15 protein-coding genes and 1 tRNA gene are annotated in these 18863 nt (G+C 39.9%); 4 read left to right on the top strand and 12 right to left on the bottom strand.

All coding sequences use genetic code 11. From position 1 onward, the window contains the following. Positions 1-34: 34 nt before the first annotated feature. The 7 genes from QUE35_RS06615 to porQ all read right to left on the bottom strand — a co-directional run bounded on the left by QUE35_RS06615 (position 35) and on the right by porQ (position 11432). The gene (locus QUE35_RS06615) at positions 35-2122 is read right to left on the bottom strand and encodes an HD family phosphohydrolase (RefSeq protein WP_009318641.1); all 2088 of its coding nucleotides are present in this window, start codon (positions 2120-2122) and stop codon (positions 35-37) included. Positions 2123-2134: 12 nt separating this feature from the next. Continuing rightward, entirely contained in the window at positions 2135-4396 is a 2262-nt protein-coding gene (locus tag QUE35_RS06610) for a RelA/SpoT family protein (RefSeq protein ID WP_022600399.1), read from the bottom strand. Between the two features lie 116 nt (positions 4397-4512). After that, entirely contained in the window at positions 4513-7392 is a 2880-nt protein-coding gene (locus QUE35_RS06605) for an endonuclease (protein WP_009318643.1), read from the bottom strand. A gap of 208 nt (positions 7393-7600) precedes the next feature. Beyond that, the gene (gene pfkA, locus QUE35_RS06600) at positions 7601-8581 is read right to left on the bottom strand and encodes a 6-phosphofructokinase (RefSeq protein ID WP_009318644.1); all 981 of its coding nucleotides are present in this window, start codon (positions 8579-8581) and stop codon (positions 7601-7603) included. Between the two features lie 247 nt (positions 8582-8828). Then, positions 8829-9692, bottom strand: a complete 864-nt coding sequence (locus QUE35_RS06595) for a 4-hydroxy-3-methylbut-2-enyl diphosphate reductase (RefSeq protein ID WP_022600404.1) — start codon at positions 9690-9692, stop codon at positions 8829-8831. A gap of 8 nt (positions 9693-9700) precedes the next feature. Then, positions 9701-10396: a (d)CMP kinase gene (cmk, locus tag QUE35_RS06590; RefSeq protein WP_022389573.1), complete on the bottom strand. Its 696-nt coding sequence runs from the start codon at positions 10394-10396 to the stop codon at positions 9701-9703. Positions 10397-10403: 7 nt separating this feature from the next. Further along, positions 10404-11432 carry a type IX secretion system protein PorQ gene (gene porQ, locus QUE35_RS06585; RefSeq protein ID WP_229088679.1) on the bottom strand — a complete coding sequence of 343 codons (1029 nt, stop codon included), beginning with the start codon at positions 11430-11432 and terminating at the stop codon, positions 10404-10406. A gap of 240 nt (positions 11433-11672) precedes the next feature. Here porQ and QUE35_RS06580 point away from each other — a divergent pair, with 240 nt between their 5' ends. The 4 genes from QUE35_RS06580 to QUE35_RS06565 all read left to right on the top strand — a co-directional run bounded on the left by QUE35_RS06580 (position 11673) and on the right by QUE35_RS06565 (position 14778). Next, entirely contained in the window at positions 11673-12632 is a 960-nt protein-coding gene (locus QUE35_RS06580; protein WP_022600408.1) for an alpha/beta hydrolase, read from the top strand. A gap of 192 nt (positions 12633-12824) precedes the next feature. Continuing rightward, on the top strand, positions 12825-13799 hold the full coding sequence (locus tag QUE35_RS06575; RefSeq protein ID WP_022600410.1) for a polyprenyl synthetase family protein: 975 nt from the start codon (positions 12825-12827) through the stop codon (positions 13797-13799). Positions 13800-13803: 4 nt separating this feature from the next. Next, positions 13804-14568, top strand: a complete 765-nt coding sequence (locus QUE35_RS06570) for a TatD family hydrolase (protein ID WP_022600411.1) — start codon at positions 13804-13806, stop codon at positions 14566-14568. Positions 14569-14690: 122 nt separating this feature from the next. Beyond that, a tRNA-Ser gene (locus QUE35_RS06565) sits at positions 14691-14778 on the top strand. Between the two features lie 38 nt (positions 14779-14816). Here QUE35_RS06565 and QUE35_RS06560 read toward each other — a convergent pair. The 5 genes from QUE35_RS06560 to QUE35_RS06540 form a co-directional block, all read right to left on the bottom strand. Continuing rightward, positions 14817-15857 carry a hypothetical protein gene (locus QUE35_RS06560; RefSeq protein WP_087879941.1) on the bottom strand — a complete coding sequence of 347 codons (1041 nt, stop codon included), beginning with the start codon at positions 15855-15857 and terminating at the stop codon, positions 14817-14819. Positions 15858-16018: 161 nt separating this feature from the next. Next, positions 16019-16579 carry a hypothetical protein gene (locus QUE35_RS06555; RefSeq protein ID WP_022600415.1) on the bottom strand — a complete coding sequence of 187 codons (561 nt, stop codon included), beginning with the start codon at positions 16577-16579 and terminating at the stop codon, positions 16019-16021. 58 nt (positions 16580-16637) lie between these two features. Next, complete coding sequence (locus tag QUE35_RS06550; RefSeq protein WP_022600416.1) at positions 16638-17198, bottom strand: hypothetical protein; 561 nt, start codon at positions 17196-17198, stop codon at positions 16638-16640. Between the two features lie 58 nt (positions 17199-17256). Further along, on the bottom strand, positions 17257-17817 hold the full coding sequence (locus QUE35_RS06545) for a hypothetical protein (protein WP_009318658.1): 561 nt from the start codon (positions 17815-17817) through the stop codon (positions 17257-17259). A 4-nt stretch (positions 17818-17821) separates the two neighbouring features. Further along, complete coding sequence (locus tag QUE35_RS06540) at positions 17822-18817, bottom strand: toxin C-terminal domain-containing protein (protein WP_022600417.1); 996 nt, start codon at positions 18815-18817, stop codon at positions 17822-17824. Positions 18818-18863: the final 46 nt, after the last annotated feature.

Raw genomic sequence — 18863 nt, 5'->3', positions numbered from 1 at the left:
TATTATTTTTACTTTATCCTTTGGGTAAATTCTCTTATTGTTGTTTGGTTTGATCCGGCTTCCGATGCGGATCTTCTTTTAATTCAGGGTAGCTGATGCGTGTATGATACATTGTTTTCAATTTCTCGATAAATACGTTTTTTATAGTTTCTACATCTCTGAAACTTAAAGGTGTATTCTTGAAAAGACCATCTGCAATCTGACTATCTATAATATTGTTTACCAATTTTGAAATCGACTCTTCGGTATATTCTTTCAAACTGCGGGAAGCTGCTTCGACAGCATCCGCCATCATCAATATGCCTGTTTCTTTAGTAAAAGGATTCGGTCCGGGATAAGTAAAAGAGTCTTCGTTGATTTTGAAATCCGGAAATTCGTTTTTATATGAATTATAAAAATATTTGGTTTTACTTTTTCCGTGATGTGTGCTGATAAAATCTTTGATGGCTTGAGGAAGCATCAGTTTGTCTGCCATTTTGATCCCGTCTTTCACATGTTGTATGATAATTTGGGCACTTTGTTCGTATGAGAGATTATGATGAGGATTTACTCCAGATTGATTTTCTGTAAAGAATGCCGGATTTGCAAGTTTTCCTATATCATGGTATAAAGCGCCGGTTCTTACCAATTGAGCATTTGCCCCTATTTTGTTCGCTGCTTCGGCCGCCAAATTTGAAATCTGCATGGAGTGTTGGAATGTCCCGGGACAGATTTCAGAGAGTTGCCTGAGTACCGGAGAATTAATGTCGGACAATTCTACTAAGGTAACGTTAGAAATGAAACCGAATGTCTTTTCGAGCAAATAAATCAGAAGATATGCAAATAGCAATAATACTCCGTTTATACCAAAATAAAGGAACATGTTCGGATTGAGTTTACTCCAATCCCCTTCGGTAAGTAATGTATAACCTACATAACTTACACAGTAAGCTATGAATACGAGTATAGCACAACGCACCAATTGAGATCTTTTTACTAATTCGCTGAGACTGTCTATTGCTGTCATACCCACTATGATTTGCAAGAATATGAATTCTAATGGGAACGGTGCTGCGAATGCGCATAATAGGACAGTGACCAGATGCGCATATAATGCTGTTCGCGAATCGAGGAATGTAACGACTGTGAGCGGTAACATGGCAAACGGGACGAGATATATGCCTTGTAGTCTGGTTTGCGTCATCATGTATGCTGCCAAGGTTACACATACGATCATCAACATCAGGAATCCCAAACTTCTTATATCTTTGAAAATCCGGGAACGGAAAAGAGCTAAAAATAGATAAAAGAAAGTGAACAGACAGGTAATAACGATAGCTTGTCCGATCAGAGTCGTCTCTCTCCTGTCCATATTGATTTTTTTCTTGAGGGTTACCGTTTCCAATGATTTTAAAATCTGATAGGTATGAGGAGAGACGATTTCGCCCCGGTCAATAATTCTTTCACCGGCTTGTACGATACCGGAGGATGCCGATATCCGTTGTAAAAGCTCGTATCTTATTTTTTTTGTCGTAGTACTATCGAAAACCATGTTCTCGACTAAGTAGGTATTGAGATTGCAGGTGCGTAAAAGGTCTTTGCTTGCCTCGTCCGGAAGACTATTTATAATCTGCTCGTAAGCAGTACGAGGTGAACGTAACTGACTGACCTGATATTCACGGGCAATATTGTTATTGAGTATGCGGATGTTCTCGATATGTTCTTTTTGTAGCTTATCATATTCTCCGGATGAAATGATCCCTTGTTTATATATATTGTCTAAAGCGGTTATCGTATAGTTATAAAGATGATGAGGTAATCGGTCTTTCAAGTCGTTTTTATATGCTTGTTGAAATTTTGCTATCTGTTGTTTCCCGATCGATGCGTTTTCGACATAGAAAGGTTGAAATTGTTGTAGAATGCTGTCTTGTTCTTTTTTTATCTGTTCTTGGCTTTTGTAAATAGGAAAGTCGAAAGAAGCTGTTAATAAACCGTATTTCCAGGGTTTTCCTTCTTGGAAATGATAACGGAATTTCTCTTCGCGAGGAAAGAAATATATTGTCAGAAAAAGCGCTGCAACAAAAAACAAGATTTGAAATATAAGCGTTTTACCAAAAAATGATTTTACAGTTTCCCGTTTCATATTCTGCAATGATTATATGTTTTTAACTCGAACAGCCGACTTGACTTCCTTGACTTTTTTTATATTGTTACATAGTTTCTCTATATCTTGCACGTCATGTACCATGATGCCTAATTTACCTGTAAATAGTCCGTCGTTACTTTCGATGGACAAGTTCCGGATGTTGATTGCCAGATCTTCCGAAATGACTTTAGTAATGTGATTAAGAACCCCGACCCCGTCGATTCCTTTAATTTCGATTGTTGCGGGGAAAGATTCGTCGATACGTTCGTCCCATTGTGTAGAAACAAGTCGCGGACCGAAACTGCTTTTTAGCTTCATGGCGATAGGGCATGAGCGTTTGTGTACGACAACCGTTTCGTCTTCATTGATATATCCTAATACGTCATCTCCGGGAATAGGACAGCAACAAGGAGCGATGGTATAGTTCTTTTCTTTTCCGTCGTCTCGTAAAATATAAGTTGCTTTCCGGTCTATTTTCCGGTCTGGAGCTGCAACCGATTCTGGTTTTACGGGAACGGGTGCAGATTTGTTATTCCCCCCGAACGGCATCTTCAAGTATTTCATAAATACGTTTTGACTCTTATTTTTAAAGAGTTTCTTAACCGATTCGTCTAAGGAGATATTGTTGCTTCCGAGTTGATAAAACAGTTCTTCTTTTTTGTCTATACCGAAGTGGTTCAATATTTTATCGACTATACTTAAGTCGTTTTTGGCTAATCCGTTTTCTTCAAGGAAATTATTGAAAATATTTTCTCCTTTGGCTGCAATTTGTTTTTTGTCTTTTCGCAAAGCTGCTTGTAATCGGGTTTTTGCCTTTGCCGTAGTAATGAAATGTATCCACTCTTCTTTTGGAGTTTGGGTTTTGGACGTCAGTATTTCCACTTGATCTCCACTCTGGAGTTTTTGGGATAGAGGCACCAACTTGTGATTTACCTTTGCTGCAATACAATGGTAACCCATATCAGAGTGCAATGTAAATGCAAAATCGAGAGCTGTGGCATCTTTAGGAAGTGTTTTCAATTCCCCTTTGGGGGTAAATACAAAAATTTCCGATGCAAACAGGTTTAATTTTATCGTGTCCAAAAAATCAAGAGCATTCGGCTCTGGGTTTTCGAGAATCTCCTTAATCGTTTTTAGCCAAATATCCAGTTCCGATTCTTCATCTGTATTTCCTACTTTATATTTCCAATGTGCAGCGAATCCTCTTTCTGCTATTTCGTCCATTTTCCGGCTTCGTATCTGCACTTCTGTCCAGTTACCGTCAGGACCCATGACTGTGACGTGCAATGCCCGGTAGCCATTTGCCTTGGGACGACTCACCCAATCGCGGATGCGTTCCGGATGTACTTTGTAAATGTCGGTTATAATGGAATATATGTTCCAACACTCTTTTTTTTCGTCTTCTTCCCGTTCCGGATCAAAAATAATACGTACGGCAAAAAGATCATATACCTCTTCGAACGGGATATTCTTGGTTTGCATTTTATTCCAGATCGAATAGACTGATTTTACACGGGCTTTCATCTCAAATTTTACACCCATTTCGTGTAATTTTTCTGTAATAGGAGCTGAAAAATCCTCGTAAGCAGCTTGACGTTTTATTTCGCTGTCCGCGATTTTCTGACTGATCTCTTTATACGCATCCGGATGTTCGTATTTAAAACTGAGATCTTCCAATTCTGTTTTGATTGCAAATAACCCCAACCGATGGGCAAGCGGTGCATAAATATAGAGTGTTTCTCCGGCAATTTTATATTGTTTACTGGGTGCCATAGATCCTAATGTCCGCATATTGTGCAAACGGTCTGCCATTTTTATCAAAATGACCCGAATATCTTCGGACATTGTCAATAACAGTTTTCTGAAATTCTCTGCTTGAGCAGAAGCCTGGTCACCGAAAATCCCTCCGGAAATTTTCGTCAGTCCCGCTACGATCATGGCAATCTTTTTCCCGAACAGATTTTCTATATCTTCTACCGTATATTCCGTGTCTTCTACGACATCATGGAGAAGAGCCGAACAAATAGATGTAGAACCTAATCCTATTTCTTGACACACGATGCGCGCTACGGCAATCGGATGCAGTATATACGGTTCGCCTGAACGTCGTCGAATTCCTTGATGAGCATCTTTGGCAAATCGGAATGCCCGTTCGATAATATCCACCTTTTTTCGGTGGTTCGAATGCAAATAGTCTGTCAATAATGCTTGAAACTCCTGCTCTATTAGATTATCTTCCTGTATTTCTATATTATTACTGGACTCCCCCATATTTTTTAAAGCTCTTTTATCATTAATGGCAAACTTAAAAAAAATAATCCATATTATTTCTTCTTTGACACAAAATGTCTCTCACACATTCGGATATATAAGAGTTTTTAGAGATGTTACCGAATAACTTTCATCGTCTTATATCCTGACGAGGACTTTATTCCGATGATATATATTCCTCGTGAGGAGGCAGGAATCTCAATGACGGCAGAGTTTGCTCGGGTTTCGAATATGCTCGTTCCGGATGGTGTATATACCGAAACGGTTTCGTTTCCTTGTAACCCTAAAATTCTGAAGCCGCTATTTGTTGAACAAAAAATTAATCCGTTCTGTTCGTTTTTCTCAATAGAACCTGTATTCCCGGAGGTTTTTACAGCTACTCGTTCCGATTGTTCAGAAAGGATATCTCCGATTGCCGATCGAACCTGATAATAGTATTCTGTATCTTTTTTCAGGTTTTCGAATTTGCAACTGAGTCCTGTTACGATTTTATCTTGTACGATGTATTCAGGCTTTGTGCCTCCGTATGTTACAGATACATTATCAAGAGCAAAATTCCCTTTTTCTTTGTGATAAGTAAATCTGAATGCCGTAATATTTTCATCTTTTGTGAATGAGTAGCTTGCTGTTTGAGCGCTATTTACAAATTCTATAATGTCTATCTCACTCCATATCCCATTGCTTTTCTTTTCTATTTTGAATGTCGAACCTATGCCTCCTGAAACGAATTTGTACCAGAATGAGAGTTCTGTTACAGGTGCAGGATAGTCACAAGTTTGTATGTATTCTTCTTCTCCTTTTTCCGGTTTGAATGCTAATGAATTGGGTTCTTTGGAATTTGTACTGGATTCGTAATGTCCCGATGCGTTTCCTGTCCAGCCTTCGGGCAGGGGTTTTCCGTCTTTTACATTTGTAAATGTCTCAAATATTTCTACTTCCTCATCTCCTATGAGGGTGTACAGATCGATCAGGTAATGTTCAGCACCGGAAACTATGTCCCAATTGGCGACAAAAGAGTTTTCTGTTATTTCTGTTGCATCCAATACTTCTGGCGATTCTAATGGAGAAGTTTTAATACCCATCGTGTTAACAGCCTCAATCTCTCCTTGTGCGGACAGTGCGGTGACACGATAAGTGTAACGGTGGTTGGGCATTAGGCCGGAAACCTGATATTCCGTTTGTTCTCCGACTTCTTTATCTTCGAAAACATACTGACTTTCGGGAGCGAACTGCATGGTGAAAGTTCCGGTTCGGTCAATAACATCTTGACCTAAATTTACCCATTCCGACCAATCGCATACGGTGGTAGGATGAGTTACTTCCGTTTTTCGCATATAAGTAACATTTACTCCCCAGGTTGCGCCTTTTCCCGTATCTACATCTCCGATAACGTCTATTTGGATGCCGTTATGATACAATCCGATTGCATCATCTCCGTTAAAAGACATGAGAGATTTTTCTTTTTCTGCCGGAGCAATCATTTGTGCCCTGTTTATTAGAGCTTCGTTCGTACAGTCCCCTGATACAATCAAAAAGTTTTCACCGTCAGCAAGTATGGGATGCTCATCATTTTTTAGAGAAAGTTCCGTTCCGAAACTTCCGCTTCCGTTTGTCTGTTTCCGTAAACTGTATTTCGAGAGATCGATGTCTTTTCCTGTGCCGTTATAAATTTCGATGGCTTTGTCGTATCCTTTACTTCCTTCGATATAGGATGATATAATCAGATCTCCGGCCTGTTGGTCTCCTGAATAAAGATCGATCCGGTAGCCTGTTGCTTGCGGGTGGCGAATCCATCGCAATGTAGATTGTGTAGAAGTCGTTTCTGTAGCCGGGAGTGCCATAAAATCTTCTGTTGCACCTCGTGATACTTTTACGATTACCGAGTCTGTCAGTCCGCCGCCTTTTATTACTAACGTGTCGATACCCGTTCCTGATGTTTGAGGCATATAACAGATATGAATCGTTTTGCCATTTATAGCTTCATTTGCAGTGACCGATTCTTGAGAAAGGCTTAATCCGGAATTTTCTCCTCCGGTTTTCCAATAAAGATTCAGGGTCTCGGTCAAATTCTTTCCTTGAATATCAAGATCGATAGTTTTATTGTCGCCTTGTAGCAGAATGCCGAAATCTAATGTTTTATTGTTTCTCGGAGATATTAGAAAAGGTTCTGTTTCATCCGGAAAAGGGTAGGGAGTAGATGTTTTGTCTCCCCATATATAATCCACTAAATCGGGATAATCTATAAAAGGATTACGGTTACCCTGAATTTTGTAAACAGCTTCTGCTCTCTCTTCTTCCCGAGCGCTTTTGAGATCATTTTTATTCCATTCCATCAGTAGTTGCAGTGCCCAAGACTGCCATACAGGCCATGTATTATTTTGCATCATCGGGCTATTCCAGAGAGAAGCATAGTCTTCGTATGCCGTAGCAATGTAGAAATAAGAACGGGCGAAATCCCCTTTATAAATATCTGCTGGTTCGAAGCAGTTGCCTGTGTATGTGTTCCCGAAACCGTTTTTCCCCATTTTGCTCAATCCGTTGTCTCTGATAGGAGTTCCGGAGACTTCACCTAAAGGGTTGTTGCTTTTCGACATATTCATTGTTGCATCTGCCGGATAAAGATGATATAAATCTTTATAGGCGTTATTCTTAATACCTCCCCACCAACTATTCGGCAGAGAATGTTCTATGTGCATCCCGTCGATACCGTTGAATCCGTTGAAATATCGTGTCTCATTGGAGTACATGTCAAAAACCGATCCGTCGGGATTTTGATCGGTATAGAAAAAACCTTCCCAAGTTGCGCCCTCTCCGCTTCCATATTTGAGCATAGAAGCCTCTTTTATGATGTTATGCAAGGCGGTTTTCAACTCTGCACCGGTTTTGCCGTGTGCTTGATAATAATATCCGGCCGGAATTTGTGCACAGATAAGCGATGAAACTGTTAAAAGAAGAAAGAGAATGCCGTAGCGTAGTAAACAGGTAGTCTTTTTCATAGAAGGCAAGTATAAAGTTTGTGTAAAATAAACTGCAAACCGAGAGAGAAAACAACGGGTTTACTCGACTGGCTATGCCAAGGTACTGCGTTTATTCCGAACAATAGTTTAAAATAAGAACCGTTTCAAAAATAATCATTTTTTTGAAACGGTTCTTAATAATTATAGAAAAAATATCGCTATTCTGCTGATTATCGCGTACCGATTTTTAAATTGACAATATGCGCAACGTATTCAGCAGTTCCCGATTTATAGGCTTGTCGTTTTTTATGGCTTTATTGAACGGGACATATTCGATTTGATCATCTCGAATACCGATCATTACATTGCGTTGATCGTCCAGAAGAGCATCGATAGCGGCAGCTCCCATGCGGCTGGCAAGAATCCGGTCATTGGCTGTCGGAGATCCGCCTCGCTGCAAGTGGCCTAAAATGGTTACGCGGACGTCATATTGAGGATATTCGTTCTTTACACGTTCTGCCAAATGCATAGCTCCTCCTGTGCTCGGGCTTTCTGCAACAAGAACTATGCTACTGTTTTTTGATTTTCGGAATCCGTTTTTGATCAGAGCTTCCAATTGATCTACTTCTGTGGCAATTTCAGGAATTATGGCGGCTTCTGCTCCGGATGCGATAGCTCCGTTTAAAGCAAGAAAACCTGCATCACGGCCCATAACCTCTATGAAGAACAGCCGTTCGTGGGAGGTTGCAGTGTCTCTTATCTTGTCGACGGCGTCCATAATCGTGTTTAGTGCCGTATCATACCCTATTGTCGTATCCGTACCGAACAGATCATTATCGATTGTTCCCGGAAGCCCGATTATCGGGAAATTATGTTCGGTAGCAAAAATACGTGCACCTGTTAAAGTTCCGTCACCTCCGATTGTTACCAGAGCATCGATACCTTCTTTCTGAATATTGTCAAAAGCCAACTGACGACCTTCCGGTGTTTCGAACTCTTTACATCTCGCAGTCTTTAATATCGTACCTCCTTGTTGTATGATATTACTTACGTTTTGAGTTTTAAAAGGGACGATTTCTCCTGTGAGCAGACCTTTATATCCCCGGTATATGGCTTTAACATCGAATCCGTTATATATGGCGGAACGGGTTACTGCACGAATTGCAGCATTCATTCCCGGAGCATCACCTCCGGAAGTCAGTATTCCAATACATTTTTTCTTTGTCATAACTTATTTTTTAAAGAAATACCTGTTTTTTATAGCCGCAAATGTATGAAAAATAATCTTTAATCTGTATTTCTTTTTTATTAATATCGGGAAATAAGAAATTCTTTAGTACGAAGAAACATTTTTTTGATATTTGCAAATTCTGTAATATATAAATATTTGTTTATCTGATAACTAAATATAGTGACCTAAAGAAAACGCAAAGATGTCCAGATAATGTTTCTTTATTGGAAAACTTAGACAATCCCTAAATATTTTTTTGTATAAAGTCCTGAACTTCTTCCATAAGCCATTTGGGTGTCGATGTCGCACCGCATATCCCTATGCTGCTTTTCTCTTTGAACCAACCGATATTTATTTCCGATATGTCCGAGACTAATTTTGATTCGGGGTTGACTTTACAACATTCTTCGAAGAGCACTTTACCATTAGAACTTTTTTTCCCGCAAACGAACAAAATAAGATCATGCTGTCGGGCAAATTCCCTGATATTCGGAATGCGATTGGCTACTTGTCGGCATATTGTATCGTAGTATAAAAGTTTTTGTCCCGAAGATTGCCTAAGAGTGATTTCTTCTACGATTTTCTTAAATCCGTCTACCGATTTGGTTGTTTGAGAATATAGGCTGATTTGTTTGTTAAAATCTATACGACTGAAATCGTCTAAACTTTCGATGACAACTGCCTCACCGTGTGTTTGTCCTACCAACCCGTTTACTTCGGCATGACCTCTTTTCCCATAAATGACAATTTGACCGGTGTCGGGATCGGTTTCTTCGTATGAACGTTTGATTTTCTGTTGCAACTGCAGAACTACCGGACAGGTAGCATCGATAATTTCTATATTATTTTCTTTGGCTATCCGGTAAGTTTCCGGGGGTTCGCCATGAGCTCTCAACAATACTTTCACGTTTTTCAGTCGCTTCAGGTCTTCGTGATTTATGGTGATCAGACCTTTAGATCTCAGACGTTCTACTTCGTTGTTGTTGTGTACGATATCTCCGAGACAATAGAGTATTCCCGATTTTTCCAATTCTTCTTCTGCTTTTTGTATGGCGTTTACCACACCAAAACAAAATCCCGATTTGTTATCGATCTCTATTTTTATCATAAGTCATTCTATTTTTCGATCACCCGATTATATTGAGCGATCAACCATGCATCCTGTTCGGCAAGAGTCATTTTTGAATTGTCGAGCAATAAGGCATCATCAGCTTTTCGTAACGGGCTGATCTCCCTGTTTTGGTCTATATAATCTCTTTTTTTTACATTGTCGAGAACTTCCTCAAAAGAAACATTCGATCCTTTTTTTTGCAGTTCGTCCAATCTGCGCTGTGCGCGAGTTTCGGGTGAAGCCGTTACGAATATTTTTAGTTCTGCATCAGGAAAAACGGTCGTTCCTATATCCCGGCCGTCCATTACGACTCCCTTTTGTTTTCCCAGTGCTTGTTGTTGTGCTACCATTGCTTCGCGTACAAAAGGAATGGCGCTTACTTGACTTACTTTATCGGATACTCGCATCGAACGGATTTCATTTTCTACATTCTCTCCGTTTAAATAAGTTTCGGGTTTTCCGCTCTCCGGATTGATTTTGAATGTAATCTGCAAAGTGTTTATAACTTTTTGTAGTTCGGATTCGTTTACCGTGTCGTTTTCGAAAAGGTCGTTGTCTATGCAGTAAAGCGTTACGGCCCTGTACATCGCTCCGCTATCGATATAAACATATCCTATTTTGCGGGCCAGTTCTTTGGCCATCGTACTTTTTCCACAAGAGGAAAAACCATCTATTGCGATAACTATTTTTGTCGTTTGCATTTCTAATTTAATGTTGTATAAATTGCGATATATTGGTTGTGAGGTTAAACATGAAAGTCGTTCCTCCGACATGTTGTTGAGCTAATGAAGCTCCTATGCCGAACATCTTTACCTTGATCCCTGCCCCTACGGTAAAGCCGGACAGAAAATTTCGGCCATAAGTCTGCATATCGCTCCGATATTTATAATTGTAACCTAATGCAATGTATAAATTACGAGAAGGAATATAATCTATTCCGAAAACAAGATGCCTGAACAAATCGGTAGCAAAATTGCCTTTTTCCTTTATTTCATCTTCGCTGCTGTTATATTCTCCTGTTGTCGGAGCTGTATAAGGTAATTTCCAACGGCTTAAATGTTGGGCTGTGATTGAAAATCTAAAAGGAGCGTGGTCCAAAGTTTTTGAGAGTCCGAGTTGGATATCCCAAGGCATTTTATCCCGGTTTTCATTGTATTTCTTTAATTGTCCGCCCAGATTTTTAAAAGCTATGGAGAGAGAAAGCTGGTTATCCGGGTTATAGTAATTGATACCCAAATCGATAGCTAATGCAAGAGAAGTATATTGTTCATAAGAAGAATAAAGAAATTTTGCTTGTATACCTCCCCTCAAGCGGTCGGTAATATCGTGTGCATAAAATCCGCTGATCGACATGTCTTTGGGACTGAATGTCCCAGTGATCACCCCGTTTGCTTCGACTTGTTTCATCGATCCGTATCCTGCGTATTGGATGGCCGCAGCCCATGCTCCCCGTTCTCCTGCGGCTTTGGCGAATGTCGCTCCTGCCAGATTGATTCCGGCAACATATCGCATATAATTCAGATTAAGCTGGAGATTCATTTCAGGGCCTAAAAGTGCCGGATTGTGCTGGATGACCGAAACATCTTCTTCGATGATCGAAATATTGTTTCCTCCTAAAGCGTTGATATGCGAAGATATAGGGAGATTAAGAAAGTCGAAGGCCGACTTCCCTTCTTGCGCTTTAGCCGTAAGGTAAAAGATAGACAAAAACAAAACGAATATATGTCGATTCATCATTTGCATGGTGTTACGAGGCTCAAAGATACGTTTTTTTTAGGATTCGGAAAATCTCTTTTTGAAAAGCTTCGATACTCTTCGATATTAATAACGGAAAATTTTTGATAGAAGTATATATCTATTTGATTTTAATGGTAGAAAATGTATTACAGTTCTTTTTTCTCTTATCGAGATATATCTTTTCTAATGAAAAAAATGTATTTTTGAGACTTACTTAGGAAACATCAATTTCTGATTATTATGAAACGGATATTTTTTCTCTTCTTTTCTTTGTTTGCTTTATCTTTACATGCTGCTTTGCAGGAAGAGGCTGTGAGTTTGAACACTCCTACGGGGACTATATATGGGAGACTGATTTTGCCTGATGATAAGGCCTCTTTTTCTGTTGTAGCATTACTCATAGCGGGGTCGGGACCTACGGATATGGACGGTAATACTACCATGGGAAATATAAAGAACAATTCTTTGAAATACCTGGCCGAAGGCTTGGCTGAGAACGGTATTCCTTCTTTGCGTTTCGACAAGCGAGGTGTAGCATCCAGTGCTGCGGCAGGTTTACAGGAATCAGAACTTCGTTTCGAACATTATATTGCCGATGCGAAGGGGTGGATAGATTTCCTTTCTGCTGACAAACGTTTTACGGGAGTTGTTGTTATAGGACACAGTGAAGGTGCGCTCATCGGTTTGATGGCCTGCCGGAATAATCCTAAAGTAAAAGGTTATGTTTCATTAGCAGGAGCTGGGCGTCCGGCCGATGAAATCATAGAGGCGCAAGTAGCGGCACAGATGACTCCTGAGGCCGTACAAAAGCAGGTGGCCGACATTAATGCCTCATTGAAAGAGGGACGTGAAGTGACCGATGTGCCTATTTATTTACAGACCTTGTTTCGACCTTCTGTTCAGCCTTACCTGATTTCTTGGTATCGCTATGATCCGCAAAAGCTGATAGCTTCGTTGGAAATTCCAAAACTCATTGTACAGGGACAAACAGACATCCAGGTATCTGTACAGGATGCTCAACGGCTAAAGCATGCTGATTCTCGTGCCGAGCTCTTGTTAATAGATGGTATGAACCATGTGCTGAAGGTCTGTAACAGCATGAATCCGCAAGAACAAATGAAAGTGTATGCAGATCCTTCGTTGCCGTTGGCGGAAGGATTGGTCGATGCTTTGAGCCGCTTTATTCGTAAATTGTCATAACATACTCGATTTATATCTATTCTTTTCTGCTCCTGTTGTATCGGCAGAATGTTGTTTTTCGTCTTATGGTGGCAACGGGGGGAATTGTTCGAAGAAAGCGTTTTTTGTTTTTTGTCGTGATGTAATCCTTTATTACATTTTCGGCGTTTCATTTTTATTGATAACTTTGTGATTTATAATTAAAAAATCTATATGGAAATCCTTGATAAGTATATAAAGGCTGTAAATAATGGTTTGGCGGCTATTCCGTATCCTTCCGAACCCGATAATCTGTATGCACCGATACGTTATGAACTTTCTTTGGGGGGAAAGCGTATTCGTCCGGTATTGATGTTGATGGCTTGTGAACTGTTCGGAACTGATTATCACCGTGCCATCTCTCCGGCTATAGGGTTGGAGATGTTTCATAATTTCACGTTGTTGCATGACGATGTAATGGATAATGCCGATGTGAGGAGGGGTAAACCTGCGGTGCACAAAGTTTGGAATGAAAATACGGCCGTATTATCGGGAGATGCCATGCAAATATTGGCTTATATGCAAATGTCCGAAGCTCCTGATTTTTGTAGAAAAGAAGTCCTCGATATTTTTTCAAAAACAGCTTTGGAAATTTGTGAGGGGCAACAATATGATATGGAGTTTGAAAGTCGGGATGACGTTTCGGAAGAAGAGTATTTAGAGATGATACGGCTTAAAACTGCCGTTTTGTTAGGCGGAGCGCTTAAAATAGGCGCAGTAATAGCCGAAGCTCATCCCTCTGATGCCGACCGTTTGTATCGGTTCGGTGAGAATATCGGATTGGCATTTCAGTTGAAAGACGATTATTTGGATGTGTACGGAGATCCTGCTGTGTTCGGGAAGAAAATAGGTGGCGATATTCTCAATAATAAAAAAACATATATGTTGATTAATGCATTGAGATTGGCTGAAGGTAAAGACAAAGAGGACCTTCTGTCATGGATGGGTGCAAAAGAGTATGACGCAGATGAGAAAATTCGTTGTGTAACGGACATTTATACCCGTGTAGGAATAAAAGAACTGTGTGAAAACAAGATGTGGGAGTATTATAAAAAAGGTACGGACCTATTGAAAGAAATAAATGTAGAACCTGAATACATAGAGCCATTGTTGGAACTTTCTGCGGTACTTATGGAGAGAGAAAATTAGGATTATGATAGATACGCATACTCATATATATCTTCAGGAATTTGATGAGGACCGGAGGGCTGTAATCGATAGAGCGGAGAAGTCGGGAATTACTCGTATGATTTTACCGAATGTTGATGTGGAAACTGTCGGTGCATTGCGACAAACATTGAACGATTATTCTTCATTATGTAAAGGAACCATGGGATTACACCCGACTTCGATAAATCAAGATTATAAACGGGATTTGTCGTGTATTGAAGCTGAGTTGGACCGGGGAGAATATTGCGCTGTGGGTGAAATCGGTATGGACTTGTATTGGGACAAGACATTTTTAAGGGAACAGATCGATGCCTTTACTTCACAAGTACGTTGGTCTTGCAATAAGAAAATACCTGTGATAATCCATTGTCGGGATGCTTTTGACGAAACTGTTGCGGCATTAAAATCTCTTTCGTCGTTATCGTTGACCGGTGTTTTTCACAGTTTTGGCGGGACTCCCGATCAAGTAAAGATAATTCGGGAATTGGGAGATTTTTATTTCGGTATCAATGGTGTGGTGACTTTTAAAAATGCCCGTCTTGATGAAATGATAAGGGAGATAGGAGTCGATCGGGTTTTACTGGAGACGGATGCACCTTATTTAGCTCCTGTACCGTTTCGCGGGAAACGTAACGAACCTTCTTATATCGTAAAAACCGCAGAGAAGATTGCGGAAATATTGGGTCTTTCTAATCAAGAAGTTGAGGAGCGGACTTCCCGGAATGCTGAAATTCTGTTTAAATTGTAGTGGTGAATCAATCGTTAAAAAACATAAATCGATAAAATGCGGTTTGAATCTTTGTGACAAATCGTCTGTAAAATCAGAAAAAAGAGTATCTTTGCACCGCAAATGAAGATTCGCAGAATCTTGGAGTGATGCTCGAGTGGTTGAAGAGGCACGCCTGGAAAGCGTGTATACGCCAAAAGCGTATCGGGGGTTCGAATCCCCCTCCCTCCGCAAAGTAAATGTATGCCTGATAGGTTCAGATAATTTCTTTAAAAGTTTTCAAAAGGGGTTTTGATATTTGTTTTTATTGATTTTAACCATTTGCGATACATCTCTTCGGGCATTTTCCTATAACCTAAGCGGTGGATATGTGCATAAGCATCGTCCATTTTTTCTTTTAGCTTTTTAGCCTCTTCACACTCTTTATTGTCCAGATGTCGGTATTGCTTTGTCAATAATTCCGCTTTTATCAATAGTGCATTTATATAGTTAGGATAATGTTTGAGAGTCGTATTGCAGCAATCTTCGATGAATTTTCTGTTTCCGATTCCATATTTGCGCATATACCCTTGAGCCAAGTCGGTCAAACACAGTGCCACGGACTGTTTTAAAGATAGCGTATCGGTGTAAATCCCGTTACGTACTGCATCGAGATGAATATACCCCGACGCCATCAACCAAGCATCGGTAGGAAAATCCCCGGTTGTCAATTCAATATTGTACCAACCGATGTGTTGCGTTTTTGCTTTTATATACATGTGATTGGGGGCTAATGCTAACCAGCATTTTTCTCCCAGTTCGTCCATAATAAGTTTATAAAGTAGAGGCATCGAATGACAGTTACCTTTACCGGTTGCCATAAGTGTGGAGACAAACATGTTGCTCCAGTTTTTTTCTCCGGCAAAGTCATCGGCATTATATCCGAAAGGGAGATGATAGTAAACAGAGTCTCCCATTTGTATGGGTATGGTATCGGTCATAAAGGCGAATACGGCAGCTTGGGCGTTTACTGAAGATACATCGTTTCCGGAATAGATTATCCGTCCGGAATTGCTGACAGCTCGACAAAAATCCGCATATCGTTCGATTTGTTTGTAAAACAATTTTTTATTCAGTTTGTCGTTAAACCATGCGTTTTCTACACAATAGATTGCTTCTCTAAGATTTAGTGATTCTTTTCCTGAAAGCATATTTGTCAATCTGTTTTGAGCCGATCGATAGTATAAATCGTTCGACTGAGCTTCTGCTATGAACATTACAGAAAGTAGGATCGATATTAGGGAATATTTAAGAAAATAAAGTTTTTGCATTTTGATTTCGCTTATTTATTTTTTTATCGTTTATCCATGTGGATTTAAATTGAAATAGACTATTAAATAGTAAGGCGCTGTTCGTTGGCACAGTATTTTCCATCCATTATTTTCTGTATATTTTATTGCAACCCTTAGAGAATCTCTTGTCCGAGTTCTTGTCATTTCGGATTGAAATACAGACCGATTTTCTCGATCTCTTTTTTAAGAATGCATTTATCTATATTACTGTTGAAATACATATAGTAATCAAACCCGAATCGGACATAAAAAACTTTTTTCTTGTTGGTCAGATCACAGTTTATAAATCCCCTTAAAATTAAACGTACGGCTTTCTCTATTTGGGAGATATGTATGCGCATGTCTTCCTTTATGTTCAGGAACATATCGTATAGGTCTTTATTCTGTTCATATAGGATATCTTTGGGTGTAAAGCGCTTCATATCTCTCTTATCTCTGTAAATAGATAAATACTCTACTGTCAGGAAAGAACAACCGGCCAATTCCATTCCTCTGATTACCGCCTGTGCGTATTTATCTTCCGTCTCCAAATACTCTTCCCGGGTAAAACGCTTTCCGTCATAGACATTGCCTATATCAGATAATGCTACCCATTCATCCTTTCTATAAATGCCTCGTTCGTCATAATTTTCCGGTGCATACTTGACGATCAAATCCGCAGTCCATCTCCATGAATCGTCATACTCTTTTTTCTGTTTCATAATATTGCTAAAAAATATTTTATTGCAAGCCTTAGAGAATCTCTTGTCTGAGCTCTTGTCATCTCGGATTGAAATACAGACCGATTTTCTCGATCTCTTTTTTAAGAATGCATTTATCTATATTACTGTTGAAATACATATAGTAATCAAACCCGAATCTGACATAGAAATCTTTTTTCTTGTTGGTCAGATCACAGTTCATAAACCCCCTTAAATTTAAACGTACGGCTTTCTCTATTTGGGAGATATGTATGCGCATACCTTCCTTTATGCTCAGGAACATATCGTATAGGTCTTTATTCTGTTCATATAAGATATCTTTGGGTGTAAAGCGTTTCATATCTGTCTTACTTCTTGAAATGGATAAATACTCTACTGTCAGGAAAGAACAACCGGCCAATTCCATTCCTCTGATTACCGCCTGTACGTATTTATCTTCCGTCTCCAAATACTCTTCCCGGGTAAACCGTTTTCCGTCATAAATTTTGCCTATATCTGACGACATCAGCCATTCATTTTTTCTATAGATGCCTCGTTCGTCATAATTTTCCGGTGCATACTTGACGATCAAATCCGCAGTCCATCTCCACGAATCATCATACTCTTTTTCCAGTTTCATAACATTACTAAAAAATATTTTATTGCAAGCCTTAGAGAATCTCTTGTCCGAGTTCTTGTCATCTCGGATTGAAATACAGACCGATTTTCTCGATCTCTTTTTTAAGAATGCATTTATCTATATTACTGTTGAAATACATATAGTAATCAAACCCGAATCGGACATAAAAATCTTTTTTTTTGTTGGTCAGATCACAGTTCATAAACTCCCTTAAATTTAAACGTACGGCTTTCTCTATTTGGGAGATATGTATGCGCATGTCTTCCTTTATGCTCAGGAACATATCGTATAGGTCTTTATTCTGTTCATATAGGGTATTTTTGGGTGTAAAGCGTTTCATCTCTCTCTTATCTCTGTAAATAGATAAATACTCTACCGTCAGGAAAGAACAACCGGCCAATTCCATTCCTCTGATTACCGCCTGTACGTATTTATCTTCCGTCTCCAAATACTCTTCCCGGGTAAACCGCTTTCCGTCATAGATTTCTCCTATATCAGATGATGAGGTCCATTCATCCTTTCTATAAATGCCTCGTTCGTCATAATTTTCCGGTGCATACTTGACGATCAAATCCGCAGTCCATCTCCATGAATCGTCATACTCTTTTTCCAGTTTCATAACATTATTTCTTTATTCTATTTAGATTTTCATCGAATGTTCCCATTCGTCTGTCTTTACTATTAAGATCTTTTATTGTTTTTCCCATTTTCCAGATGCCTCCGTTATGTCCGTCGATATCCGGAGATATATAATTTTTTCCGTTATAGAAAATTTTAGCTTTGCCTCGTTCATTGATCAGCCTGTACCCTTCCGGGATTTTGACGGTTATTTTTATTTCATGTCCTTTTTTCCCTTGGATAAAAGTGATTTCGTTTGCTTTGGATTTACCTCTGTTATATCCTTCATTCCGGTTCTTGTTTCCGTTCGCCATTAGTATAGCCCCGGTACTTGCTGTTGCAGTACCTGCTCCCACAAGGGTCTCTCCGACGACGGCCGTCGGTAATCCGGCAATGGCAGCCGTCCCGCCGCTTACGGCCGTAACGGCCAGTCCGGATACGGCGATCGCTCCACCCATTGCCATGCCACCGCCTCCGGCATCGATCATGCCGCTTCCCAAAACGATAGCCGCATTATCGACATTGCGCAGAGCGTTATTATAGTCGTCCGGATCTGTCGGGCTATAACGGTCTCTTAATTCGCCTGTCCCGGGAATAATGTTTGTCAACAAGCCGATTCCGAATCCGACGACTTTGTCTTTCGGGTCTCTTCCGTCCGGATCGACGAATCTGACCGGATTATTCAGCGCATACGCATAAGGCGATATAGAGTAATATCTCTCACAGTTCGGGTCGATGCTCATACTTGTTACATCGGGGGAAATCCCCGGAACGGATTCATCGATGAGCCCGATAACCTCTCCGGTTTTCGTATCGAACAGTACCGATCCGATCTCTACCGTACGGTTGCGGTCATGAAACTCGGGATTTTTACTGAACGATGCGACCGAAGCCCGGATTCCTATTTCGGCAAACGGATTTTCGTTGCTCTTGTTGTCTTGCGCCCAAGTTGTCAGGCAACAAAAGGCGCACAGTAGGGTAGATAAAAATGCTTTTCTCATATTATTGAGTTTAAGACTTTAATTTCATTAGAATAAATGCTGCATC

Source organism: Coprobacter fastidiosus, from assembly GCF_030296935.1.
GTDB classification, from domain to species: Bacteria; Bacteroidota; Bacteroidia; order Bacteroidales; family Coprobacteraceae; genus Coprobacter; species Coprobacter fastidiosus.
Note: the sequence above shows the minus strand (reverse complement) of the source record. Positions and strands in the feature narration are given on the sequence as shown.